This window comes from Hyphomicrobium sp. LHD-15 (genome assembly GCF_031157355.1).
Taxonomy (GTDB): Bacteria; Pseudomonadota; Alphaproteobacteria; order Rhizobiales; family Hyphomicrobiaceae; genus Hyphomicrobium_C.
Map to the genome: position 1 here is coordinate 1 of NZ_JAVIFT010000008.1, position 23503 is coordinate 23503.

Annotated in this window: 23 protein-coding genes; 14 read left to right on the top strand and 9 right to left on the bottom strand. The window is 62.5% G+C overall.

Features of this window, described 5'->3' with window-relative positions:
• Positions 1-129 precede the first annotated feature (129 nt).
• Positions 130-1032, bottom strand: a complete 903-nt coding sequence (locus RCO24_RS18090; RefSeq protein WP_308964084.1) for an AraC family transcriptional regulator — start codon at positions 1030-1032, stop codon at positions 130-132.
• 208 nt (positions 1033-1240) lie between these two features.
• On the opposite strand from RCO24_RS18090, the gene RCO24_RS18095 reads away from it, so the two are divergent.
• A complete protein-coding gene (locus RCO24_RS18095) occupies positions 1241-1975 on the top strand; it encodes an SDR family oxidoreductase (protein WP_308964085.1) in 735 nt (244 codons plus the stop codon).
• Between the two features lie 355 nt (positions 1976-2330).
• Positions 2331-3530, top strand: coding sequence for an SH3 domain-containing protein (locus tag RCO24_RS18100; RefSeq protein WP_308964086.1), 1200 nt, complete (start codon positions 2331-2333; stop codon positions 3528-3530).
• Between the two features lie 13 nt (positions 3531-3543).
• Here RCO24_RS18100 and RCO24_RS18105 read toward each other — a convergent pair whose 3' ends face one another.
• Positions 3544-5061 carry a hypothetical protein gene (locus RCO24_RS18105; RefSeq protein ID WP_308964087.1) on the bottom strand — a complete coding sequence of 506 codons (1518 nt, stop codon included), beginning with the start codon at positions 5059-5061 and terminating at the stop codon, positions 3544-3546.
• Between the two features lie 176 nt (positions 5062-5237).
• On the opposite strand from RCO24_RS18105, the gene RCO24_RS18110 reads away from it, so the two are divergent.
• Complete coding sequence (locus tag RCO24_RS18110) at positions 5238-5411, top strand: hypothetical protein (protein WP_308964088.1); 174 nt, start codon at positions 5238-5240, stop codon at positions 5409-5411.
• 106 nt (positions 5412-5517) lie between these two features.
• Positions 5518-5910 carry a DUF930 domain-containing protein gene (locus RCO24_RS18115; protein WP_308964089.1) on the top strand — a complete coding sequence of 131 codons (393 nt, stop codon included), beginning with the start codon at positions 5518-5520 and terminating at the stop codon, positions 5908-5910.
• Between the two features lie 14 nt (positions 5911-5924).
• On the opposite strand, the gene RCO24_RS18120 is transcribed toward RCO24_RS18115, so the two are convergent.
• The gene (locus tag RCO24_RS18120) at positions 5925-6530 is read right to left on the bottom strand and encodes a TetR/AcrR family transcriptional regulator (protein WP_308964090.1); all 606 of its coding nucleotides are present in this window, start codon (positions 6528-6530) and stop codon (positions 5925-5927) included.
• A gap of 223 nt (positions 6531-6753) precedes the next feature.
• On the opposite strand from RCO24_RS18120, the gene RCO24_RS18125 reads away from it, so the two are divergent.
• The 4 genes from RCO24_RS18125 (at position 6754) to RCO24_RS18140 (ending at position 14336) form a co-directional block, all read left to right on the top strand.
• The gene (locus tag RCO24_RS18125) at positions 6754-7944 is read left to right on the top strand and encodes an efflux RND transporter periplasmic adaptor subunit (RefSeq protein WP_308964091.1); all 1191 of its coding nucleotides are present in this window, start codon (positions 6754-6756) and stop codon (positions 7942-7944) included.
• A gap of 40 nt (positions 7945-7984) precedes the next feature.
• Positions 7985-11164, top strand: a complete 3180-nt coding sequence (locus RCO24_RS18130) for a multidrug efflux RND transporter permease subunit (protein ID WP_308964092.1) — start codon at positions 7985-7987, stop codon at positions 11162-11164.
• Between the two features lie 114 nt (positions 11165-11278).
• Positions 11279-12622, top strand: coding sequence for an oxygen-independent coproporphyrinogen III oxidase (gene hemN / locus RCO24_RS18135; protein ID WP_308964093.1), 1344 nt, complete (start codon positions 11279-11281; stop codon positions 12620-12622).
• A gap of 358 nt (positions 12623-12980) precedes the next feature.
• Positions 12981-14336, top strand: a complete 1356-nt coding sequence (locus RCO24_RS18140) for a globin-coupled sensor protein (RefSeq protein ID WP_308964094.1) — start codon at positions 12981-12983, stop codon at positions 14334-14336.
• A gap of 100 nt (positions 14337-14436) precedes the next feature.
• Here RCO24_RS18140 and RCO24_RS18145 read toward each other — a convergent pair whose 3' ends face one another.
• From RCO24_RS18145 to RCO24_RS18170, 6 genes are all read right to left on the bottom strand, one after another.
• On the bottom strand, positions 14437-14700 hold the full coding sequence (locus tag RCO24_RS18145; RefSeq protein WP_308964095.1) for a hypothetical protein: 264 nt from the start codon (positions 14698-14700) through the stop codon (positions 14437-14439).
• 76 nt (positions 14701-14776) lie between these two features.
• A complete protein-coding gene (locus RCO24_RS18150; protein ID WP_308964096.1) occupies positions 14777-16357 on the bottom strand; it encodes an AAA family ATPase in 1581 nt (526 codons plus the stop codon).
• 130 nt (positions 16358-16487) lie between these two features.
• Positions 16488-16835, bottom strand: coding sequence for a cytochrome c (locus RCO24_RS18155; RefSeq protein ID WP_308964097.1), 348 nt, complete (start codon positions 16833-16835; stop codon positions 16488-16490).
• 57 nt (positions 16836-16892) lie between these two features.
• Positions 16893-17225, bottom strand: a complete 333-nt coding sequence (locus tag RCO24_RS18160) for a cytochrome C (RefSeq protein ID WP_308964098.1) — start codon at positions 17223-17225, stop codon at positions 16893-16895.
• A gap of 32 nt (positions 17226-17257) precedes the next feature.
• Positions 17258-17998, bottom strand: coding sequence for a sulfite exporter TauE/SafE family protein (locus tag RCO24_RS18165; RefSeq protein ID WP_308964099.1), 741 nt, complete (start codon positions 17996-17998; stop codon positions 17258-17260).
• A 13-nt stretch (positions 17999-18011) separates the two neighbouring features.
• Positions 18012-18452, bottom strand: coding sequence for a DUF805 domain-containing protein (locus RCO24_RS18170; protein ID WP_308964100.1), 441 nt, complete (start codon positions 18450-18452; stop codon positions 18012-18014).
• 162 nt (positions 18453-18614) lie between these two features.
• Here RCO24_RS18170 and RCO24_RS18175 point away from each other — a divergent pair, with 162 nt between their 5' ends.
• The 6 genes from RCO24_RS18175 to ccoP all read left to right on the top strand — a co-directional run bounded on the left by RCO24_RS18175 (position 18615) and on the right by ccoP (position 23481).
• On the top strand, positions 18615-18926 hold the full coding sequence (locus RCO24_RS18175; RefSeq protein WP_308964101.1) for a hypothetical protein: 312 nt from the start codon (positions 18615-18617) through the stop codon (positions 18924-18926).
• Positions 18927-19099: 173 nt separating this feature from the next.
• Positions 19100-19798 carry a helix-turn-helix domain-containing protein gene (locus RCO24_RS18180; RefSeq protein ID WP_308964102.1) on the top strand — a complete coding sequence of 233 codons (699 nt, stop codon included), beginning with the start codon at positions 19100-19102 and terminating at the stop codon, positions 19796-19798.
• A gap of 225 nt (positions 19799-20023) precedes the next feature.
• A complete protein-coding gene (gene ccoN, locus RCO24_RS18185) occupies positions 20024-21688 on the top strand; it encodes a cytochrome-c oxidase, cbb3-type subunit I (protein WP_374990979.1) in 1665 nt (554 codons plus the stop codon).
• A gap of 12 nt (positions 21689-21700) precedes the next feature.
• Positions 21701-22429 carry a cytochrome-c oxidase, cbb3-type subunit II gene (gene ccoO / locus RCO24_RS18190; RefSeq protein WP_308964103.1) on the top strand — a complete coding sequence of 243 codons (729 nt, stop codon included), beginning with the start codon at positions 21701-21703 and terminating at the stop codon, positions 22427-22429.
• A 10-nt stretch (positions 22430-22439) separates the two neighbouring features.
• Positions 22440-22622, top strand: a complete 183-nt coding sequence (locus RCO24_RS18195) for a cbb3-type cytochrome c oxidase subunit 3 (protein ID WP_308964104.1) — start codon at positions 22440-22442, stop codon at positions 22620-22622.
• The gene (gene ccoP, locus RCO24_RS18200) at positions 22609-23481 is read left to right on the top strand and encodes a cytochrome-c oxidase, cbb3-type subunit III (RefSeq protein WP_308964105.1); all 873 of its coding nucleotides are present in this window, start codon (positions 22609-22611) and stop codon (positions 23479-23481) included. The genes RCO24_RS18195 and ccoP overlap by 14 nt, the downstream gene beginning before the upstream one ends.
• Positions 23482-23503 lie beyond the last annotated feature (22 nt).

The window sequence follows — 23503 nt, forward strand, 5'->3', positions numbered from 1 at the left end:
GGGTGAGCCAAAGCGAGCCAATGGCGTCGTCAAACCGCTTGTCCGATGCGACGGCATCGACCTGCGCGCTTTTCCTAGCCCTTGGCTCGCTTTGGCTCATCACTGCACTAGCCATAGTGAGTTCACAGCCTAGGCTGTGGTGAACGTGCCTGCTGTCGCCCGCAATTTCTCGATATCGCGTAGCGGCGGCGCGCCGAACAGGCGGCGATACTCGCGGCTGAATTGGGATGGGCTCTCGTAGCCCACCGTATGGCCAGCGAGGGCGGCGTCCGTCGCCTCGGTGAGCATCAAGCGACGCGCTTCCTGCAGGCGCAACTGCTTCTGATACTGGAGCGGAGTCATTCCGGTGACGGTTTTGAAGTGTTGGTGAAGCGCTGAGGAACTCATGCGGGCTTCATCGGCCAAATCCTCGACGCTGAACGCATGGCGGAAGTTGGTCTTGATCCAGGCGATGGCGCGATTGATCTGCTGCAGCTTGCTTTCGGCGAACGCGATCTGGCCCATGCGCGATGTCTGCTCGCCGCGCAGCAGTCGATAGAGGATCTCGCGTTCCGCAAGCGGGGCCAGGATCGGAATGTCGCGCGGTGTCTTCAGCAGGCGCAAGAGGCGGATTGCGGCATCGAGCAACTCTTCGGTCATGGTGCTGACGGCGAGCGACGGCTCCGGTTGGCCGCGCGAGGCGCGCTCGATATCGCTTTCGAGCATCAAGGCGCCGATCACACCGGGATCGAGGTCGAGCCTCAGGCTGAGGAAGGGATGCTCCGGCGTCGCGGCGGTGATCTGGCTGACAGCCGGAATGTCGACAGAGATGATCAGATAGTCGCCGCCTTTGTAGGAATAGACGTTCTCACCGGCCATGGCCTGTTTGCTGCCCTGCGCGATGAAGCAGACGGCGGGCTGATACACCGTGTGCAGCGGGGTGCTGACGGCAGACGCGCGATGCAGGAACATGCGCGGAATTGCGGTGTCGTGCGCGCCGTCGCGTTCGGAGAATTGTTCAATCAGCTCGGCAAGCTCACGGACGTCGGACATTTCGATATTCCCTTGGAACGGGCGGTTTGCACCCTTTTCTCGGTCGGATACTAGCCTCAGTCGGGGAGCTAAGCGGAGCCTAAAAATCGCGTGCTGGAGGATTGTGCAATAAGAACGGAGCTTCGATCTACCGCTTGATCGGTCCGCCCGCGCATCTTCATCGCCAGACGGGGCGCCTTTCGCCTCGGACTAACAATGGAGAGAGACCATGAGCAATATCGCAGGGAAGGTCATTGTCATCACGGGCGCTTCGAGCGGGATCGGGGAGGCCGCCGCGAAGCTTCTTGCCGAGCGCGGCGCCAAGGTCGTCGTCGGTGCGCGCAGGACCGATCGCCTCGAGAAGCTCGTTGCGGAGATCAAGGCGAAAGGCGGAGAAGCCCGTGCTCACGCCGTCGACGTCGCAAAGAGAAGCAGCGTTCAGGAGTTCGTGGCCTTCGCCAACTGGGAATTCGGCAAGGTGGACGTTCTGATCAACAACGCGGGGGTGATGCCGCTTTCACCAATGGAAGCGCTCAAGGTGGACGAATGGGATCGTATGCTCGACGTCAACATCCGCGGTGTGCTGTACGGTATCGCGGCCGTGCTGCCGGACATGAAAGCGCGCGGGGCGGGGCAGATCATCAACGTCGCCTCGATCGGCGCGCACGTGGTGGTGCCAACCGCAGCCGTCTATTGCGGGACCAAGTACGCGGTCTGGGCGATTTCCGAGGGCCTGCGCCAGGAGAATCCAGACGTCCGCGTCACCACGATTTCGCCCGGGGTGGTTGCGACCGAACTCGGTGACGACATCTCGGACGCGAGTGCCAAGGATCTGCTCAAGGGATTGCGCAAGACGGCGCTGACCCCGGACGCTATCGCGCGGGCCATCGCCTATGCGGTCGAGCAGCCGGACGATGTGGATGTCAACGAGGTGATCGTGCGCCCGACGGCGAGCGCCTTCTAAGGTTCTTCATCGGCCGGGGGGATCAGCAGGCGGGTGGGGCTAAGGAACCCCGCCCGCACGCTTTTTGGGGCTGGTCGGGAAGGGCCAAAGAGCACGCCCGGAGGCCGTCACTGCGCGGATCTTTACCTAACGGTAACACGCATGATCCTATTGATTAAGCACGCCGGTTCAGCGGTTGCTGCACGGGCGGGCCCGGTGCATGGTATTTTTCGACGCTGGTGGCCTGGCTTTTCAGGTTTGTGTAAGGGTTGAACCCTGTTCCTGCCACACTCGTGTAGGAGGAACAGAAGGGGCATCCTTCAGTACGGTAGAGTTAGGGTCGAACTTGCTCAGGCCATTCTTCGCCATTGGTTTTTTGGCAGTAGCGACGGCCGCTCTGGCTGAGCCGGTGCCGGTTGGCGGCGATGAGCTGAAAAAGAGCATTCCCGGATCTCTCGTCGAAATCGATACGCCCCTCGGAACCAAAATGCCCATCCGCTTTGGCACCGATGGGATGCTCGCGGGCGAGGCTGGCGACCTGGCGCCTATTCTCGGCGCTCCCAAAGACCGCGGCCGGTGGTGGGTCGACGGCGACAAGCTGTGCTCGAAATTCTTCCGCTGGTTCGATGCCGAGCCCCATTGCATCACGCTCGCACGCGACGGATCGCGCCTGTTCTGGCGCAAGGACAACGGAGAGACCGGCACGGCGACCCTCGTCGAGCAAGCGGTTCCCGATGCGCCTGCCGCTCGCCCGCCCACGCAAGTCGCGAAGGCCGAGCCTGAGGTTACCAAGCGCGCGCTAGCGAACGCAAAAAGCGAGACGGCGAAGAAAAGGACCTTTGTCGAGGCGAGCAGCTCGGCTGCGAGCGCTCCTCCCGCTCGGGCACAGGAGCCGTCGGTCACTCCGGCTGGCGAGACGGCAAATCCTGTTTCGCAGCCTGTCGTGGTCGCGCGTGCTGACGCGGCGGCCGCCGCTTCCGCTTCGCAGGACGATCCGACTATGAAATTCGGCGGAACCGGTCTGATGGATGCTTCGTCTCGCGTCGGTCCTCAGGGGCCGGTGCGGCCGCTCGAAAAGCGTGCGGCGCCAAAGAAGGAAGAGGCGGAAAAACGCGCGGCGCCAGCGAAATCTGAAGCGCCGAAGAAGGTTGCCAAGAAAGAGACCTTCGTTGCGCAGCTCCCGGCAGCGCGCCGCGATGCCGGGTCGACCCCTTCCGCATCGCCTTCCAATGCGCCGTCAGCGCGCGCTTTGACGGCAAGCGAGATGTACGCTGACGCCGATGACGCCCGAGCGCGTGAGGTCGCGATGCCGTCCGCCGCTTCCGGCTCCCGCTACAGAGTTCATGGTGTGAGTAAGGGCGACGTTCTCAACGTGCGGCGCGGCCCCTCCGAGCAGCACGAGCAGATAGGGGGTATTCCCCCGAAGGGCCGCAGCGTCGAGATCATCGGGCGATGCTATGCGGACTGGTGTCCGATACGCTATGGCAAGGTCAAGGGCTGGGTGAACAGCTACTACCTGATTGCCGAAAGCACGCAGATCGGTTCGTCGAGCCCGGTCTACACCGCGAAGCCCTGATCTTCGCCCGCCATTACGTTGTGGGCGTCGCGGCCGTTTCTTCATTCAGTTTTCTTCCGAAGAGCAAAATCGCCGTCAGCGGGACGACGAGGCCGATGGTCATGACGAGACCAAGGATCAGCGGGAGGTTTTCGTAGGAGCCGCGATCCACGACAAGGATCTGGTTGAGATACTTGGTTTGCAGGGCGCCGGCGACGAGGGCCAGATTCATCAGCGATCCCATCAGGGCGAACCACGTGGCGCGGCGCTTCTCAGGTGCGTAGATGGCGCAGAGTGTGAGTAGCGGGATCATGCTGAGCTGAAGCAAGGGTGACGAAGCGGCCGTGTCGATCACGGCGATGGTGCGGGCGCCAAAGCCCAACGTCGCTTGCGTCCATTCGCTGATGCCGAGTGTCAGTGCGAGGCTGGGCACCGTGAGCAGGCTCGCAGCGATGGTGAGCCAGAACAGCACGACGGGGATTGGGCGTCTGGTTATCGCATCCGAGAAAAACCAGGTTCCGACGAGCGCAAGCAAGGCGCCGATCTGATTAAGCGTGCCCTGAAAGGCCTCGTCGAAGCCGAGCACGTCGATGGTGAACCAGGTGTAGCCCTGGCCGACGAGCGGCGTTGCGCGGAAGGCGAAGATGATGAGGGCGGCGTAGAAGATTTTCTCCTTTGTCCGGGGATCGAGGTCGCCGACGACGCGCCACAGCATGGCCGAGACGACGGCCATCGAGACGACGAACACGATTTCCTGGCCATAAGGCACGCCGGTGATGGCGAGCGTCGCGACGGTGGCGCCGAAGGCGATACCGCCGCCCAGGATGCGCCAGTCGACGGAGCGGGTCGCGGGCGTCTTGATGTCGATCAGCAGCGCGCCGGAAATGGATATCAGCGGAATGACGAGCCCGCAGAGGAACACGGTCTCGTAAGAGAAGACGCTCGCGAGCCAGCCGGCCAAACCAGCGACGGCCACCATGCCGAGCGAGAGCGCGAGCCGGCCCAGCACCTGCACCATGCCGAGATCGCGATTGATGTCCCTTGGATCGCGTGGGGACCCGTCCGCGGTCTCGCGGCTCACGACCTCGGTGCTCATGGCGTCGGCGGTTACGTCCTGGAGCACGACGCCGACGACGCTCAGGAACGAGCCGAGGCGGTAAAGATCTTGCGGTGCGGCGAATGTCAGCCAGCCTCCTGCTGCGCCTGCGAGGGTCAACAAACCGAGAGCGACCAGGCCGCCGCCGATCAGCACATACGCTCTGCGCTGGGAGCCCATGACCGGTACGGCATCGACAAGTTCCCCGAAGACCATTTTGATGGTCCAGGGCAGCGTCAGCCACACGCTCAGGGCCGCAAGCTCCGACGGCGTCAGTGTCAGTGCCGACTTGATCCAGAAGCTTTCGGCAATGGTGATGATGCCGAGCGCGCCATAGGCGAAATAAACCATCAACAGCGGCAGATAGCGGAGACGAAAAGCGCGGATGGGGTTCAACAGTGCCGTCTCGAGCTTTTCCTTCCAACGCGGCGCGCTGAGCCCAGTCGTGTCGGTCATTCGCCCCCCCTTTGAAGTCAAAAATATACGCGGGTTGCGGTGGTAGGCACGGCAGAAATATCAGATGGGCTGATCCGCAACAGAATTCGGGGCGGGATGCCATGTCGTCGTCGCGGTTTCCGAGGGGAAAGTGGGAACTCTTCGATGGCGGCGGCCGTTCAGGCTTGATGAACGAAATGATCAAATTCATCGGATCAGAGCTGCGTCGCTACTACGGTGCGATCGTGAAATCTCCGATGCCCTGGCCGGTAATCGACAAGCTCTCCAGCCTCGAGGAAGTTGAAGAAAAGAGTACGCCGCCCGATCAGGCCGACGGCGGTGGTGAGCGCGATCGCAGCGCCGAGCGATAGAGATCCGTTGGCGTATTAACGTCACTCATTACTGCCACATTTGATTGCTCCTTCAAGCCTGTTGCCTTTGACGAGGCGATTGGGGGACTTGGGGGAGGACGAGACGTTGAAGGCTGCCTATACGACTGTTCTGACGGTTCTCTTTGTGATCGATGCGAGCCTTGCTGCCGGGGCCGGATCTCTCGAAAAATCGCTGATGAAGCTGAGCCCCGAGGAGCGCGCGCATCAGGCTTGCGTCGTGAAGGGGCTCGAGGCCATCCGGCGCGACAAGCGTCTTCCGCGCGCAGACCGGCTGGTGACGGATACGTTCAAGCGCGCCTCGTTCGAAGGCAACGTGGTGTCGGCGAAGGGCGGTGCCGTGCGGGCCGACAAGCATTGGTATGCCCTGTCGTTCAATTGCACGGTGTCGGGCGATCAGCTCAAGGCACTCGCCTTCACCTATGAACTCGGCAAAGAAATTCCGCCGGATACGTGGGAAGAGGTTGGGCTGTGGCGCTGACGTGAGCGTCGGTGCTAGGTGGTCGCAGGGTTGCGCGGGGCGTTGGCCAATAGATCGCGCAACATCTTCACGGCGCGCAGCGCAGGGCCTCTGCCGCCGCACTGAATGCTGATCCGGGCGCCCTCGAAAAGCAGGAAGACTTCATCGGCGAGCATGTCCGGATCGCGGTAGTCGGCGTCATGGAACAGCTTCACCAGGTTTTCTCGTTTGCGGCGCTTGTAATCCTCGATGACGCTGCGGGCCGGGTGGGTGGCCTGTAGTTCGACGGCGGCGTTGGCGAGCGCGCATCCCCGCTCGAAGCGGCTGGTCAGGACTTCCTCGACGTGGTCGACCCAGGCGTCGAGCCGCTTTTGCGGGCTATCCGGAAAGGTCTCTGCGAGGCGGGACCAAACCGCGTCCCCTTCGGCGGCCAGCTGCCGGGCATATTCGACAACAAGATCGTCCTTCGACTTGAAGTGACGATAGAGCGTCATTTTATTGGTTTGAGCAGCCTCGGCGATGAGTTCGACACCTACGGTGTGGACGCCATGGCGGTAAAAGAGTTCGCGTGCAACCGCGACGATCCGCTCGCGCGGAGGTGGCGGTGTTTCGCCCGCGGCATGTTGCCTGCTTTGTACCAAGGATTTGCTCACTGGCCTTGACTGTTGGGGTACCGACCGGTACGTAACGGGTGTTACCGGTCAGTAACGCCTATCATACTTCGAATAGCTTTGTCATCGGATCAAATGGGTCCTGTAAAGCTCCTAGTCTGATTCTTGAATTTTTGGCTTCCGGCGCAAACGTTTTGCTCCAAGTCCTGACCCGGGCACGTTCGAAACTTTCATTTCATGCGCTGGAGGGCCTATGTCGCCTCGTCGCTCCCGCTTTGCATTCGCGTCCGCTCTGGGTCTGTCGCTCTCACTTGCGGCGTGCGGTGACAATACGTCCAGCCAAACGGCAGCCCCGCCTCCGGCGCCAAAGGTCACGGTGTCCAAGCCGGTTTCCAAGAAGATTGCCGATTATGACGAGTATGTCGGCCGCTTCGTGGCGTTCGACTTCGTCGAAGTGCGTGCGCGCGTTTCCGGCTATCTAGACAAGATCCATTTCACCGACGGTCAGATGGTGCGCGAAGGCGATCAACTTTTCACAATCGATCGGCGTCCGTTCGAGGCCGCGCTCGATCAGGCCAAGGCGGGTAAGCAGCAGGCCGAGGCCAATCTTGCTTTCGCCGAAAGCGACCTGAAGCGCGGCGAGAACCTGATCCGCGGCACGACGATAACGCAGCAGACGCTGGACCAGCGGATGCAGGCCAAGCGCGTTGCGGAAGCATCGGTCACGGCCCAGGAAGCGGCCATGACGCAGGCGGCGCTCGATCTGCAGTTCACGGAACTCAAGTCGCCGATTTCCGGGCGTATCGGTGATCGGCGTGTTTCGATCGGCAACCTGGTAACGGGCGGAACGAGCGGGACCACGACGTTGCTTGCGACAGTTGCGTCCGTCGATCCGATCCGCTTCGAATTCACGATGGACGAGGCTTCCTACCTCCGTTACCTGCGCGCGGCGACTGCCGCGGCTTCGAGCGAAGCGAACAGGGGGATGTCGTTGCCGGCCCGGCTCAAGCTCATCGACGAGCAGGAGTTCAAGCACGAAGGAAAGATCGATTTCGTCGACAACGCGATCGATAGGTCGTCGGGCACCATTCGCGGCCGCGCCGAGTTCAAGAACCCAGATGGCAGGCTGACGCCGGGCATGTTCGGGCGGATCCAGATCACGGTCTCGGCGCCGGCCGTTGCAGTTCTGGTGCCGGACAGCGCCATCGCCACCGAGCAGGTGCGCAAGTTCGTCTACGTGCTTTCAAAGGACGATGTCGTCAACCCGAAGTACGTGACGCTCGGACCCGTCGTCGACGGATTGCGTGTCATCACGAGCGGGCTCGACGCCAACGATACGGTTGTCGTCAACGGCCTGATGCGGGTGCGGCCGGGCGCGAAGGTGTCGCCCGAGAACGCGGCTTCGGGGGGCGACGCTAAAGAGACCGTCGTCGGTACCAACTAGTTCTTTTTCGTCGTGCCGCACCTAGGCGGACAGGTGATCCATGCGCCTCTCACACTTCTTTATCGACCGGCCGATCTTTGCCGCTGTGATCTCGATCGTGTTCGTGATCGTGGGCATGGTGGCTGTCGGGCGTCTGCCGGTTGCGCAGTATCCCGAGATCGCTCCGCCGGTCGTGAACGTGACGGGACAGTATCCCGGCGCGAGCGCCGAAGTGGTGGCGGCGACCGTCGTTGCGCCGCTCGAGCAGCAGATCAACGGCGTGGAGCGCATGCTCTATATCTCGTCGAACTCGACGGGTGACGGCCGTTTCACGATCTCGGTCACGTTCGATCTCGGCACAAACCTCGATACGGCGCAGGTTCAGGTTCAGAACCGTGTCTCGGTCGCGCAGCCGAGGCTGCCCGCGGACGTGCGCAACATCGGCGTGACTGTGGCCAAGGCCTCGCCCGACATGCTGATGGTCGTGCATCTTTATTCGCCTGACCAGTCGCGCGACACTCTGTTCATCTCGAATTACGCCAGCGTCAATGTCGTCGACGTGCTGAGCCGCATCGAAGGTGTCGGCTCGATCACCGTGTTCGGCAGCCGCGACTACTCGATGCGTGTTTGGCTCGATCCCGATCGCCTGCAATCGCTGGGTCTCACCGCCAGCGACGTCACGACGGCCCTGCAGCGGCAGAACGTGCAGGTGGCGGCCGGTATCCTCAATCAGCCGCCCCTCGAGCAGCCCGGCGCGTTTCAGATCTCGGTGCAGACGCAGGGGCGTCTCACGGATCCGGCCGAGTTTTCCGAAATCGTCGTGAAGCAGAGCACCAATGCGGTGGTGCGGCTCAAGGATGTCGCGCGCGTCGAGCTCGCCGCGCTGGACTACGGTCTCAACTCCTATCTCGACAAGAACCCCGCGATCGGGCTCGGCGTCTTCCAGTTGCCCGGCTCGAACGCGATCGATACGGCGGAGCGCATCAAGTCGACCATGTCGGAGCTTTCCAATAGCTTCCCGGCTGGCGTCAAATACGACATCATCTACAACCCCACGGAGTTCGTTCAACAGTCCGTCGATGCGGTGGTGCACACCATCCTCGAAGCCGTCGTTCTCGTCGTGCTGGTGGTAATCGTGTTCCTGCAGACGTGGCGGGCGGCGATTATTCCGATCGTGGCCATTCCGGTGTCTCTGATCGGCACCTTCTTCCTGCTGTCCGCCTTCGGGTTCTCGCTCAACAACCTGTCTCTCTTCGGGCTGGTGCTGGCCATTGGCATCGTCGTCGACGACGCGATCGTGGTCGTCGAGAACGTCGAGCGCAACATGGCCAAGGGCATGAGCCCTCGCGAAGCTTCCTATCAGACGATGGAGGAGGTGGGCGGCGCGCTGGTCGCCATCGCGCTCGTGCTTTCCGCGGTGTTCGTGCCGTCGGCGTTCATCACCGGTATCTCGGGGCAGTTCTATCGCCAGTTCGCCTTGACGATTGCGGGCGCCACAGTGATCTCGCTGATCGTCTCGCTCACGCTTTCGCCGGCGCTCTGCGCGCTGCTGCTCAAACCGCATGCTGAAAGCCACCGGACGAGCGTCCTAATGTGGCCGGTGCAGGCCTTCTTCCGCGTGTTCAACTGGAGCTTCGACAAACTCTCGAACGGCTACGGCTGGTTTGTGGGAAGGATCGTGCGGCTCTCGCTCGTGATGCTGGTCATCTACGTGGGGCTGCTCGCGTTCGGCATGAACGAGTTCCGCAAAACGCCGGTCGGCTTCATTCCGGCAGTCGATGGCGGCTACCTCATCACGATTACGCAGCTTCCCCCCGCCGCGTCCCTGACGCGCACCAACGAGGTCAACCGCCGCGCGGTGGAGCTCGCGCTCGACGTTCCTGGCGTGGCGCATGCCGTCAATATCGTCGGCTTCTCGGGCGCCACGCGCACGAACTCGTCCAATGCGGGCGCGGTGTTCGTCGTGCTCAAGCCGTTCACGGAGCGGGCCGGGGATCCGGCGCTTTCGGCGCAATCGATTCAGAAGGCGCTTCTCGCCAAATTCTCCACGATCCAAGACGCGATGGTGCTCGTCGTGGCACCACCGCCAGTGCGTGGCATCGGCAGCGCAGGTGGCTTCCGCATGATGGTTCAGGACCGCTCCGGCGCGGGGCCGGCGGCGCTGCAGCAGGCCGTCGGTGCTATGATGGCGAAGGCCGCGCAGACGCCAGGTCTCCAGCAGGTGTTCTCGCTGTTCGAGAATTCGACGCCGCAGATCTATCTCGATATCGATCGCGTCAAGGCGCAGATGCTCGGCGTGAACGTGTCCGACGTGTTCACAGCTTTGCAGACCTATCTCGGCTCGGCCTACGTCAACGACTTCAACCTGCTCGGCCGCACGTTCCGTGTGACGGCGCAAGCCGACAGCGATTTCCGGACCAACAGCAAGGACGTTCTGAAGATCCGCGTGCGCAACTCCACCGGGGATACGGTGCCGCTCGGGACGTTCACGACTGTGCACGACGTTTCGGCGCCGGCGCGCGTGCCGAGATACAATCTCTATCCGGCGGCCGAACTCGACGGCGCGGCGGCACCGGGTTACTCGCAGGGTCAGGCCATCGACCTGATGCAGAAGCTCGCCGCGGAGACGTTGCCGCAGGGCTTCAGCTACGAGTGGACCGAGCTTGCCTACCAGCAGATCCGGGCCGGCAACACCGCAGCCTTCGCGTTCGCGCTCGGCGTCGTGTTCGTGTTCCTGGTGCTGGCCGCACAGTTCGAAAGCCTCACGTTGCCGTTGGCCGTCATCCTGATCGTGCCGATGAGCCTCATCGCGTCGATTTCCGGCGTGATCCTGCGAGGCATGGACAACAACATCCTGACCCAGGTCGGCTTCATCGTGCTGATCGGCCTTGCGGCCAAGAACGCCATTCTGATCGTCGAATTCGCCCATCAACTCGAGGCGCAAGGCAAGAGCCGTTGGGATGCGGCGACCGAAGCGTCGCGGCTCAGAATGCGGCCCATTCTGATGACGTCGCTGGCGTTCATTCTGGGCGTGGTACCGCTGGTGTGGGCGGTCGGCGCGGGTGCGGAGCTGCGGCAGGCGCTCGGGACCGCGGTGTTCTCCGGCATGATCGGCGTTACGGTGTTCGGTCTCATCTTCACACCCGTGTTCTACGTGATCTGCCGCTGGCTCGCCGGGCTTGGCTTACGCAGGCGCCCTGAAGCTCGGGACGATACTCATGTCTCGCAGCCGGCGGAGTGACGCGTCGGGTGATCCGGGTTTAACCCTTGATCTGGGTCAACGTGCGCCGGGTGGCGATCGGTAGTCTTCGAGACTGCCGCCGGGGCGTTCCGGCGGTCTTTCGATCAGGCCGCCATGACGCCCGAACTCATCAAACGGTACGCTGCGCCGGTGCCGCGCTACACGAGCTACCCGACCGCGAACCATTTCTCCGCGGCGATTACCGAGGAGCACTATCGGGGGTGGCTCGCGACGCTTCCTGCCGATGCGGCCCTCTCTCTCTATGTGCACATCCCTTACTGCCGCGAGCTGTGCTGGTATTGCGGGTGCAGCACAAAGGCCGTTCGCCGCTATCAGCCGGTTGCCGACTATCTCGCGCCTTTGGTGGGCGAAATCGATGCCGTGGGCGGTCTCGTGCCGGCAGGGCATTGCGTCCGGCATGTGCATTGGGGTGGTGGCTCGCCGGATATTCTCTCTGCTTCCGACATCCTCCGGCTCGGCCAGGCACTACGTGCGCGCTTCACGGTGGCGGCGGACGGCGAGTTCGCCGTCGAAATCGATCCGCGCCTTCTCCGGGAGGACCAAGCCGACAGCTTTGCAGCCGTCGGTGTCAATCGCGTCTCGATCGGTGTCCAGGATTTCGACGAAGCGGTGCAGCGCGCCATCGGGCGGATTCAGAGCTTCGAAACGACGCGACGTGCCGCGGAGATTTTTCGCGGCCGCGGGGTCGCCTCCATCAACATGGATCTCGTCTATGGGCTTCCCGGCCAGACAGAGGACAGTCTCGCGCGGACGCTCGACCAGGTGCTCGCGCTTCAGCCCGATCGCGCGGCCGTATTCGGTTATGCGCATCTGCCGGATCGGCTCAAGCATCAGCGGTTGATCGATGAGACGACGTTACCAGGTCCCGTCGAGCGTTTCGCTCAGGCGAGGCTGATCGCGCGACGTCTTGTGGAGGCGGGGTACGTGGAGATCGGGATCGACCACTTTGCGCGACCGGAAGATTCGCTCGCTAAAGCGGCCCCGGCGCGAAATTTCCAAGGCTATACGACGGACAAGGCGGATGCGCTGCTCGGCTTCGGGGCTTCGGCCATATCCCGGCTGCCGCAGGGCTTCGCGCAGAACGCGGTTGCAGTCGACGACTACACCAGACGGATTTCGGGTGGTGAGCTGGGGACAGTGCGTGGGCATGAGATGCAAGGCGACGACAACTTGCGCGCGGCGCTGATCGAGCAACTCATGTGCGGGTTCGCGGTTTCGTGGCGCGATCTTGCCGACCAGTTCGGCAGCAGCGTGGAGCGGGTGCGTCAAGAGGCCGAAGACTGTGCGCGGGGCGACGAAGATGCGTTCGTCGACATCAGCGAGGAAGGGATCAGGATAACGGATCGCGGCAAGCCGTTCGTGCGGACGATTTGTGCTGTGTTCGATCCTTATCTTTCGCGCGAGGTCGCGCGGCGCCGACACGCGATTGCCGTCTAAGAAATAACGAGTTGACTGCATTTACGTGTCACGGGTCGTGAAGCTCCCTTTGATACCTTATTGCGAAATGCGCAAAGTTTCTTTATGCGCCCGATCAAGAAATCTTATTTCCGATAATTGATCGCGCGGGGGTTGAGGCGCTTGTTTTTGACACGCGACTCAGCTGAATCTCAGCAGCGATCCAAATACGGCGAAAAGTAAGGTGCTTTAGTCCTTTAGCTGTTTGTAAGTCGTCAGACGCTACCTGTACGTCGTTCGAGTTTTGGATTGTTGCAGGGCTAAATTCATTGCCCGCGTTCTGAAATGCGCGTCCGAACCGTGTTCAGTTTCGAATGATCTTCCGGAAGAGAGAATGAACATGAATTCCAATGCAGCAATGGCGGCGCGACTTTCTTTCAATCAAATCGATGAAGAAGCTCGTCGGCTGCTTCGGGAATACAAGAGCTTCCTCGTTGCGGAGCTTCCGGGGGTGCTCGAGAGATTTTACGAACACCTCGTGAAGTATCCCGAGACGGCGGCGTTCTTCAAAAATCGCGACATGATGGTCGGCGCCAAAAATGCGCAGCTCCGCCATTGGCAGACGATCCTCGACGGCAATTTCGACGCAGTTTACGAAGCCTCGATCAAGAGGATCGGCGAGACCCATCATCGGATCGGGCTCGACCCGAGATGGTACATCGGCGGCTACAATGCCTTGGTCAACGGCCTGTTGCAGGCGATTGCCTTGAGGCTGCCGCAGACCTCGTCCGGTCAGAGCGGCGTGGCCTGGAAAGGCAAGGGCGCGCCGGCGCCGGACCGGCGGCTCGATCTGCAGAGCGCGGTGCTGAAAGCCGCCATGCTCGATATGGATCTGGCTATTTCGGTTTATCTCGAGGCAGGTCGCAGGGAGCTCGCCGGCTTGGCGGGAGCCGTCGTCTCGATGGCGGGATCTGTCGCTCACACCGCAAACGAGCTCGAGCGTGCGGCCGATGCGGTTGCGAACTCGGCCAGGAACGCGACCGATCAGACATCCGCGGTGGCGGCGGCTGCCGAGCAGGCCTCGGCCAACGTGCGGACGGTTGCGTCGGCGGCCGACGAGCTTTCGGCGTCAGTCAAGGAAATCTCCCGGCAGGTCGCAGGCTCCACTGAAATCGCGGGGCGCGCGGTCTCCACGGCTGATGAGACCTCGGACAAGGTCCGCAATCTTTCGCTCGCCTCACAGAAAATCGGCGACGTGGTCGAACTGATCAGCAATATCGCGCGGCAGACCAATCTTCTGGCGCTCAATGCCACGATCGAAGCGGCGCGTGCGGGCGAGGCAGGCAAGGGATTTGCGGTCGTTGCGCAGGAGGTCAAGTCGCTCGCCAATCAGACGGCCAAGGCAACTGCCGAGATCGGCGCGCAGATCAACGCGATCCAAGGTTCCACGGCGGAAGCGGTGGGATCGATCGGAAACATCGGCGGCATCATCAAGACGATGGATCAGATCGCGACGACCATCGCCGCGGCCGTCGAGGAACAGGGCGCCGCGACCATCGAGATTGCCCGCAACGTGCAGGAAGCCGCACGCGGGACGTCGGATGTCGCCTCCAACGCGGTTGAGCTCTCTGGCTCGGCGGCGACGACGGGATCGGCTGCAGCCCAGATGCTTGCTGCGGCCAGGAAGCTCGGATCGCAGGCCGAAGAGCTGAAGAAGACGGCGGAAGGCGTCATGGGCAACAGCAAAGCGGCGTGACGCTTACCGGGAGACAGCAACGGATGTTGGTCTCCCGCCCCCGCTCCGCGCCTCTCAGCCGAAGCGCGGCCGCTATCGTGCTTTCCGCGTTCCCGGAAGATCAGAGCGGATAGTCAGCTGCTGCGACGCCGCAGGTCTCCAGGAATTTGCGGATCTGGATGATCTCTTCTTTGGGTACGCTGTGGTTGACGTGCTGAACCGCCACTTTGTGGCCTCCGAGCGAGATGCCAAGGCGGTTGCCGGATTTCGACTCGATCTCCGCTCCAAGCGCTTCGAGCGCGTGCTCCAGTTCTTTCATGTCGATGTTGGCGCTGATGGGGTGGGCGAAGATCGCGTGCAGGACTTTGCGGTGGCGGTGGTTCATTGGATCTCCGTCGACATGAAGAAAATGGGATGCGGTCGACGGTAGGAGCAGGGAAGCTGGGCCGCTTTGCTCCGGATCAAGATTGAGAAAGGCCGAGCGCTTCGAGGGCGAGATTTAGGGCGTGCTCCGGCGTTTTTCCCGCATCGATCCGATGCCAGTGGACTTCGCCGACGTCGCGTTCGGCTTGGGCGCGAACGACAGCCTCGTTCGAATCGGAAGCGTCGCCGCGGCGCGCTTCGACGCGCGCGATTTGTGTTTCGAGCGGGGCTTCGAGCCACAATCCCGCGAAAGCAATACCGAGCTTACGGGCGATCTCTTCTATTCTGTCGCGTTCCGCGACCTTGGCGGAGACGCCATCGAAGATGACGGCGTGTCCGGCCGCGAGCGCGCGGTGGGTCTTGTCGTAAAGTACGGCATAGACTTCGTCGGAAGCCTGTTCGGCGTAGTGCTCCACTGTCAGGTGGAAGGTCTCCGGCACATCGAACAGTTTCTTGCGCTCGACATCGGTGCGGAGCACCAGCGCGCCGGGGGCTGGGCCAATGCGCGACGCGAGGCTGGCTGAGAGTGTCGACTTGCCGGTTCCCGACAGCCCGCCGACTGCGATCAGCATTGGTGGCCGAGGAGAGAGATAGGTGTTGGCGGCGTTCGCGTAGCTACGAGCCCGGTCGACGTCGTCGGCGTCCTGACCCTCGGGCTTCTGCAATGCGCTCTCCAGTGCCACGAGCGCGCGCACGGCGGCGCGTGTCGCGAGGAACAGGGGTAGCGTGGCGAGGCCCTCGATTTCGCCGCCGGTCGGCTCGGCCGTGACATAGGCATTGAGGACGATGTTGGCCGCGGTCCTGTCGCCGCGCACGTCGAGATCCATGAGCAGAAAGGCGAGATCGTAGAATACGTCAGTGCAGGCCAGGCGCTCGTCGAATTCGAGGGCGTCGAAGGGAACCGCGCGGCCGTCGCGCAAGACGATGTTGCCGAGATGGAGATCGCCGTGGCAGCGGCGTACGTGACCGGCCACGCCGCGGGCTTCGAGGAGCGGGCCGAGCAATACGACCTCGGCCAAGCTGCGCCGGGCGAATTCCTTCATCACCTCTACGGCCGAGGCGGGGGCGGCGTCGGTCAAGCCCGCTGCGAGCCCAGTTATGGTGTCGCGCATCAGGTCGGCGCCGGAGGTGCCGGCAGCAATCGGGACGGCGCGATGGTAGCGGGCAACCATATCGGCCAGCTCTCTCGCGATCGTGGACGGCAGGGGGCCGCGGGCCGAGATGCGAGCCAGAAGCCCTTCCTGATCGAATCGGTTCATCACGAGCGCGTAGTCGACGATCTCATCTTCGCCGAAGGAGAAGCTTCCGTCCGGCGTGCGGCTGATCGGAGAGACACCGAGATAGAGTTCGGGAGCGTGGTCGCGATTGAGTTCAAATTCCCGTTCGAGCGCTTGCTTGCGCGAGGCGAGCGTCGAGAAGTCGAGAAACGGCAGCTTGATGCGCTTCTTGATTTTGTAGGCTTTGCGGCCGACCAGGAACACGCGCGCGGCGTGGGTCTCGATCCTGTCAATAGGCTCGGCCGGTTCGGGGTAGGAGGCAGGATCGGAGAGAAACGCGATCAGCTCGGTTTCCTCGAGGCCGGAGCCCGCGAAATCCAGAGGCTGGCGCTGTCTCGGCATCGTGCTCTCCCGTGTCGGCCGTCCTTGCGGGCCGAAGTTTGCGACAGGATGTATGGCACTTCTCGGCCGAACGCCACCATCCGATCCGGCTGTTTCACCATCCGGACTGACTGTTCCACACGCGGGCGGGTCAGCTCTTGTTTTGGGGTAGCAGGCTGGACAGGTAGTCGATGACGGCACCGATCTCGCTCGGCTCCATGACGAACTGAGGCATGTCCGGATGACCCGAGACGATGCCTTCGGCGAGGGATTCGGCAAGGTTCTCGGGCGGGTAGCGACGCACGATCTCCCGGAAGGGTGGCGCTTCGGCGTGCGCGCTTGTGTCTTCGAGGCCGATGGCGTGGCAGCGGCTGCAACGGGTTTCGAGCGCGGCTCTTCCGGTGTCGATGGTGTCGGTATCCGCCTCCGAGCAGCCGCCGGACTGTAAGGCGATGACGATGAGGAGACCGCTCGCGATCGCCGAAGCCCGCATGTTCATTCCTCCCGATCCTGTTTCTGTTTTGCGAGGCGTTGCAAAGGAAACGCCGAGATCCGGTTATTGTTGCGGGAGCGACTTCAGGCTCATGATGTAAGCGATCAGGCTGTCGCGGACAGGCTCGGGGATCATGAGGTCGGGCATGGTCGGGTGGGAGGTCTGCAGCCATACGGCAATTGCGCGCTCGGTCATGCCAGGCGTATTGGCGACATCGACGAAGCGGGGTGCCGCGAAGTCCGGTGAAATCTCACCGGATTTGTCGACCGTGTGGCATTCGGCACAGTGGGCTTTGGCGTAACGCTCGCCGTCGGCGGCGTTGCCTGCGGTTGCCGCGTTAGCCGCTACCGGCACGAACACGACGACGAAAACGGCTATGCGAAGGGTGGCGTGCACGTTGGCTCTCCATCAGCGTAGATCGATTAACGCTAAGGGTTCGTCGGGCGCTCGAAATTGATCCAGCTCAACCGAGCCTGCTCACCGGGGGCACAGATCACGCCCGTCGCAGGATGCGGAAGCCAGACCGTCATGAAGCCGAAGGCGCCGATGGCGAGACCCGCGGCCACGCGCAGGCTCTGGCGTTGTCCGGCGCGCGCGAGGGCGCGTACGCCGAGGGTCGCGGCGATGAGCGCGGGCAGGGTGCCGAGGCCGAACGCCAGCATCGCCAAGGCACCGGACAGCGCGGACCCGGTCAGCATGGCCATGAACAGAGCGCCGTAGACCATGGCGCATGGCATAAGGCCCCAGGCTAGCCCGGCGGCAAACGGAGACCACGCGCGTCCCTGCGCTCCGCTGGTCGCTCGAACGAGCACGTTGGCCACGGGGCGCAGCAGCGTATCGATGCCGCTGAGCGCGGGCAGGAGGCCGGCCGTCGAAAGGCCAATCCACATCAGCGCGACCGCGCCGGCCCATTGCACAAGCTTGAAGGCGATCTCGCGGTCGAGCCAGCCGATGACGGGCGTGCCGAGGGCGGCAATCAAGGCGCCGGCAAGGGCGTAGGCCGTTATGCGTCCCGCGTGCGTGAGCGCCAGCGTTTGACCCAGGCTTGCGCTGCGCGGCCCGGCGAACAGAAGGCTCGACGCGATGCCGCCGCACATGCCCGCGCAGTGAAGCGTGCTCGCGAGGCCGAGCCCGAATCCGGTGGCGAGTGTCAAGATCAACGGGTCCACGGGCAAGGTCTCATCAGGCAGCGATTACAGGAGAAGCGCTGGGGCGGGTGCCGGCTTCGGCAAGGGCGAGTGCGATCGGCAGTGCCAGCAACCAGAAAACTGCAGTTTCTACGGTTGCCGCGAAGGGGTGATGGAACGCGCCCAAACCCCATCCCGTCAGAAGTGCGGCGCCTGCGATTGCAAAGGCGAGGCCCAGCCAGCGTGAACGCGCCGCGTCGTTGAAGCGCTTCACATTGAGCGAGATTGCGACATAGCCGCAGATCGCCGCCCACAGGAACGCAGCCATGGTCGGGGCTTCGGCGATGGCGTGGGCGCTTTCGTCGAAGTTGTCCTCGTTGAAGAGAAAAACGCCTGCGATTGCCGCCACGAGTACCGCGAGGCTCGCGATCCACCACGTCGTCCGGCCGATTCGGCCCTTCAGCGAAAACAGGATATCGATGGGGTTTGTCGCCATGTTTGCTCGTCGAGTGCTTTGGCTTGCGGGAGGGGAAAACAAGCGAAGCAAGGAAGCTTGGCGAGACGTTAGCATCGACGCGTGGTGCTTCTTTGATGTGCGTCAAAGCCATTGGTCCCGTGCGCGGATCAGATGGCCGCGACAGTTTTGAGGGAGAGAACCATGAGAGGCGTCGGCAAAAGCTTTGGGGTTGCCGGAATTCTAGCTGTGGCTCTGTCGGCCGTGCCGGTTTCGGCGCAGGATGGCCCAGTTACCCCGGAGGAAGGGCCGTGGCGCCTCGTTCTCAAAGCCCAGCTCAAGCAGGAGAAGGGCTGCGACCTCAACGAGGTTCTGATGTACCAGGAAATTCCTCTCGGGGACGATGTCGGCGTGCAGGGGAAGGTCTCCTGTCACGACAATCGGCAATTCGACTTCAGCCGCAACCGCAAACATCAAAAGTTCAGGATCGAGCTCTGTCAGCCGACGGTGTGCTGAAGCCCATGGGCGTGGGGCTGACGGGACCCAAAGCTGATGGCTAAGCTCGGCTTTGGGCGGCCGTTTCGGCCGCCTGTTACATTCTCTCACAATTCGTCACGGACATTGCATATCGCCGGTTCGGAAGCCCTTTTTAATCCTCTCCAACGCAATTCCTTGGCGAGGAGAAGTCGATGCTCGGATTCCAAACTTCCGAAACCCATTCGTTCCGTCCGCAGAGCTCGCGCATCTCCATCTCGCCGCCGACCGGCAGCACGCTCGATGAGCGCATGGCCTATGCAAGTGTGCGCAAGCTCGAGAGCAAAGAGCATGTGTTCTGCGAGGGCGATCCGAGACTGCATGTGTTCCGGGTCGAGGAAGGCGTCATCGCCATCTACAAGACCTTGTGCGACGGGCGCCGCCGGATCATCGATTTTGCCTATCCCGGCGATCTGATCGGGCTCGGCGCTCTGGAGGAGCACATTCTTTCCGCGCAGGCGACCTGCACCTCTAAGGTGCGTTGCCTCTCGGCTTCTGCCCTGGAGGCGTTCGCGGAAACCGACGCCAATCTCGCGCTCAAGCTTTACAAGTCGGTCTGCCAGGAGCTGGCGGCCACGCGCAGCCTGCTGGTGACGGTGGGACAGCGCAGCGCCGTCGAGCGGGTTGCGTCGTTCCTGCTCGCGCTACATCGCCGTTCGGGTGACGCAGACGGCAGCACGGTGACACTCGCCATGCGCAGAAGCGATATCGCGGACCTTCTCGGACTGACGATCGAGACGGTGAGCCGTACTCTGACGAAGCTTCGCACGATGAACGTCATCGAGGTCGAGCAGGGCGGCACGACCGTCACGCTTTGTGATGTCGCGCGTCTTGCCGATCTCGCCAACGAGTAGGCGCTACTTACGTATTCAGTTGCGTTCCAGCGCTCCCGATTTCGGGGGCGTTTTTTTGTCGGCGTCGCGGCTCATTTTGCAAGGGCAAGTTTGCCGCTGGTGCTGCGTCCAATTGGTCCGCCGATGCGTCCAATTGATCGCCGTCAAGGCATCGTGCGGATGCTGACTTCATCAAGTCTGGAACGGTTCAAGAGCGAGCGCAGAAGGGCGGGCCAGGGGCATCTCATGAAATCAACCAGCGAAGAGGTCATTGCAGTTTCCGGTGCATTGGGGTTGATGTCCGCCGCTCTGTTTGGAGCGGCCGGCAGCATCCTCGCATTTGCCGGTCTCGACGAGGTGATCCGGTTCCACGGTCTACTGATTGCGGTCGCGGCCGTCGTCGGCGGGCTCTACATCATGGCCAATCCGCGCAAGGGCGGGCTCGACGAGCAACAGTCCTATATGGATGGGCCGATCAAGTTCGCGACGCTCGCGGCCGTGGTCTGGGGCGTCGTCGGGTTTCTGGTCGGCGATCTCATCGCCTGGCAGCTCGCGTTCCCGGCGCTTAACTTCGATCTGCCGTGGACCAATTTCGGACGCCTCAGGCCGCTGCACACGTCGGCGGTCATCTTCGCGTTCGGCGGCAACGTCCTGATTGCAACCTCGCTCTACGTGGTGCAGCGGACGAGCCGCGCGCGGCTCGCGGGCTATTGGACGCCCTGGTTCGTCGTGTTCGGCTATCAGATATTCATCGTGCTCGCCGCGACGGGCTATGTGCTCGGCTCGACGCAGGGCAAGGAGTACGCCGAGCCCGAATGGTACGTGGACCTGTTCCTGACGATCGTCTGGGTCGCCTACCTGCTCGTGTTCCTTGGAACGCTCTGGAAGCGCAAGGAACCGCATATCTACGTCGCGAACTGGTTCTATCTGGCGTTTATCGTCACCATCGCGATGCTTCATATCGTGAACAACCTGGCGGTGCCGGTCTCGGTGCTCGGCTCCAAGAGCTACTCGCTGTTCGCTGGCGTCCAGGATGCGATGACGCAGTGGTGGTACGGGCATAATGCGGTTGGCTTCTTCCTGACCGCCGGCTTCCTCGGCATCATGTACTACTTCATTCCGAAGCGGGTGGAGCGGCCGGTCTATTCCTATCGCCTCTCCATCATCCACTTCTGGAGCCTGATCTTCCTCTACATCTGGGCGGGTCCGCACCACCTTCACTACACGGCGCTGCCGGATTGGGCGCAGACCCTCGGCATGACGTTCTCGATCATGCTGTGGATGCCTTCTTGGGGCGGCATGATCAATGGCCTCATGACGCTCTCGGGTGCATGGGACCGGCTGCGGACCGATCCGGTCGTGCGCCTGCTCGTGGTGTCGGTCGCCTTCTACGGCATGTCGACCTTCGAAGGCCCGCTGATGTCGATCAAGGCGGTGAACTCGCTCAGCCACTACACGGACTGGACGATCGGGCACGTGCACTCGGGTGCGCTCGGCTGGGTCGGCATGGTGTCGTTCGGCGCGATCTACTGCCTCGTGCCGTGGCTCTGGAAGCGTGAAGGGCTCTACTCCCTACGGCTTGTCGAGTGGCACTTCTGGATCGCGACCATCGGCATCGTTCTCTACATCTCGTCGATGTGGGTCTCGGGTGTGATGCAGGGCCTCATGTGGCGCGCCTACGATCACCTCGGCTTCCTCACCTACTCGTTCGTCGAGACGGTGGAGGCGATGTACTGGCCGTACATCATCCGCGCGACCGGTGGCCTTCTGTTCGTGCTCGGCTCGCTGATGATGGCCTGGAACGTCTGGAAGACCGTGCAGGGTGCCAAGCCTGTCGACATCAAGCAACAGCCGCGTTCCGCCAGCGCTCCTGAGCTGCGCGCGGGTCTCTTGGCCCATCCGGCCGAGTGAGGGGGAACAATCATGAAGCATGAATTTTTTGAAAAAAACTCGATGGTGCTGCTGGTCGGCATCCTGATCGTCGTGTCGATCGGCGGCCTGATCGAGATCGCGCCGCTGTTCTTCCTCGGCTCGACGATCGAGAAGGTGCAGGGTATGCGTCCCTACTCTCCGCTAGAGCTCGCGGGACGCGACATCTACATCCGCGAGGGTTGCTACAACTGCCATAGCCAGATGATCCGGTCGCTGCGCGACGAGGTCGAACGGTATGGCCACTACAGCCTCGCTGCCGAGAGCATGTACGACCATCCGTTCCAGTGGGGTTCGAAGCGCACCGGTCCGGATCTCGCGCGCGTGGGCGGCAAATACTCCGACGCCTGGCACGTGGATCACATGAAGGCGCCGCGCGAGGTGGTGCCGGCTTCCGTGATGCCCGGCTATCCGTTTCTCGCCACACGTCAGGTCGATGCGAACGACATCGCCGATCGCATGGGCGCGCTGAAGCTCGCCGGCGTGCCCTACAACGACGAGATGATCGAAAAGGCGAAGGTGGACCTGATCGCGCAGACGCAACCCGACTCGAAGGAGGCGAAGGGCGTGCTCGAACGCTATCCGAAGGCACAGGTGCGTAAGTTCGACGGCAATCCCGAAGGTCCCGCCACCGAGATGGACGCTCTGATCGCCTATCTGCAGATGCTTGGCACGCTGGTCGACTTCACCAAGTTCGATGCGGCCGGGCCGAACCTGAGATGAGGAGAGGAAGATGAGCTACGAAAATCTTTCCGCTCTCTCGCAGGTTCTCGCGATGAGCATCTTCGGCGCCGTCCTGCTCGGCGTCGTCATCCATGCTCTGCGCCCTGCCAACCGGGCGCGTTTCGAAGCAGCAGCACGACTTCCGCTCGAGGGCGACGAGCGCATTGGGGAGCAGTCACATGGCGATCAATAAAGAGATCGATGCCGTTACCGGCGTCGAGACCACCGGGCACGTCTGGGATGGAGACCTGAAGGAGCTCAACAAGCCGCTGCCCAAGTGGTGGCTCTATGTGCTCTACGCCTCTATCGTCTGGTCGATCGGATATTGGGTGCTCTACCCCGCTTGGCCCGGCATCAGCGGCTATACGCGGGGAACCCTCGGCTACAGCCAGCGTGTGGAGGTCGCGAAGGACTTGGCACTCGCCAAGGAGAGCCAGGCCAAGTTCATCGAGGCGATTGGCGCGAAGCCGATCGAGGAGATCGAGAAAAACCCCGACCTCATGGAGTTCGTGCTGCGGGGCGGTGCTACGCAGTTCGGTAACAACTGCGCGCCGTGTCACGGCAAAGGTGCTCAGGGCTTCAAAGGCTATCCTAACCTCAATGACGACGATTGGCTGTGGGGCGGCGGCAACGAGGCCATTCAGAACACGATCCGCTACGGCATCCGCTCGGGTCACGAGAAAGCTCACGAAGGCGCCATGCCGCGCTTCGGCATCGACCAGATCCTGACCAACGCGCAGATCTCGGACACGGCCGACTACGTGCTGTCGCTGTCCGGTGTCAAAGGCGACACCGCGGCTGTCGAGCGGGGCAAGACCGTGTTCGGGGAGCAGTGTGCCGCCTGTCACGGCGCCGAAGCAAAGGGCACGCTTGAAATGGGTGCTCCGAACCTGACCGACGGGATCTGGCTCTTTGGCGGTCGCAAGGTCGATGTCGAGGAAACGATTCGCAACGGCCGCTCCGGCGTGATGCCGGCGTGGGAAGGCAAGCTCGATCCGGTGACGATCAAGATGCTCGCGATCTACGTGCATTCGTTGGGTGGCGGCAAGTAGCGGAACCAAAAGGAAACCGCCG

Bases quoted from the DNA above. Each gene is read 5' to 3' on its own strand.
- RCO24_RS18090 (WP_308964084.1), bottom strand. From the start codon at position 1,032: ATGTCCGACGTCCGTGAGCTTGCCGAGCTGATTGAACAATTCTCCGAA.
- RCO24_RS18095 (WP_308964085.1), top strand. From the start codon at position 1,241: ATGAGCAATATCGCAGGGAAGGTCATTGTCATCACGGGCGCTTCGAGC.
- RCO24_RS18105 (WP_308964087.1), bottom strand. From the start codon at position 5,061: ATGACCGACACGACTGGGCTCAGCGCGCCGCGTTGGAAGGAAAAGCTC.
- RCO24_RS18110 (WP_308964088.1), top strand. From the start codon at position 5,238: ATGATCAAATTCATCGGATCAGAGCTGCGTCGCTACTACGGTGCGATC.
- RCO24_RS18125 (WP_308964091.1), top strand. From the start codon at position 6,754: ATGTCGCCTCGTCGCTCCCGCTTTGCATTCGCGTCCGCTCTGGGTCTG.
- RCO24_RS18130 (WP_308964092.1), top strand. From the start codon at position 7,985: ATGCGCCTCTCACACTTCTTTATCGACCGGCCGATCTTTGCCGCTGTG.
- hemN (WP_308964093.1), top strand. From the start codon at position 11,279: ATGACGCCCGAACTCATCAAACGGTACGCTGCGCCGGTGCCGCGCTAC.
- RCO24_RS18140 (WP_308964094.1), top strand. From the start codon at position 12,981: ATGAATTCCAATGCAGCAATGGCGGCGCGACTTTCTTTCAATCAAATC.
- RCO24_RS18145 (WP_308964095.1), bottom strand. From the start codon at position 14,700: ATGAACCACCGCCACCGCAAAGTCCTGCACGCGATCTTCGCCCACCCC.
- RCO24_RS18150 (WP_308964096.1), bottom strand. From the start codon at position 16,357: ATGCCGAGACAGCGCCAGCCTCTGGATTTCGCGGGCTCCGGCCTCGAG.
- RCO24_RS18155 (WP_308964097.1), bottom strand. From the start codon at position 16,835: ATGAACATGCGGGCTTCGGCGATCGCGAGCGGTCTCCTCATCGTCATC.
- RCO24_RS18170 (WP_308964100.1), bottom strand. From the start codon at position 18,452: ATGGCGACAAACCCCATCGATATCCTGTTTTCGCTGAAGGGCCGAATC.
- RCO24_RS18175 (WP_308964101.1), top strand. From the start codon at position 18,615: ATGAGAGGCGTCGGCAAAAGCTTTGGGGTTGCCGGAATTCTAGCTGTG.
- RCO24_RS18180 (WP_308964102.1), top strand. From the start codon at position 19,100: ATGCTCGGATTCCAAACTTCCGAAACCCATTCGTTCCGTCCGCAGAGC.
- ccoN (WP_374990979.1), top strand. From the start codon at position 20,024: ATGAAATCAACCAGCGAAGAGGTCATTGCAGTTTCCGGTGCATTGGGG.
- ccoO (WP_308964103.1), top strand. From the start codon at position 21,701: ATGAAGCATGAATTTTTTGAAAAAAACTCGATGGTGCTGCTGGTCGGC.
- RCO24_RS18195 (WP_308964104.1), top strand. From the start codon at position 22,440: ATGAGCTACGAAAATCTTTCCGCTCTCTCGCAGGTTCTCGCGATGAGC.
- ccoP (WP_308964105.1), top strand. From the start codon at position 22,609: ATGGCGATCAATAAAGAGATCGATGCCGTTACCGGCGTCGAGACCACC.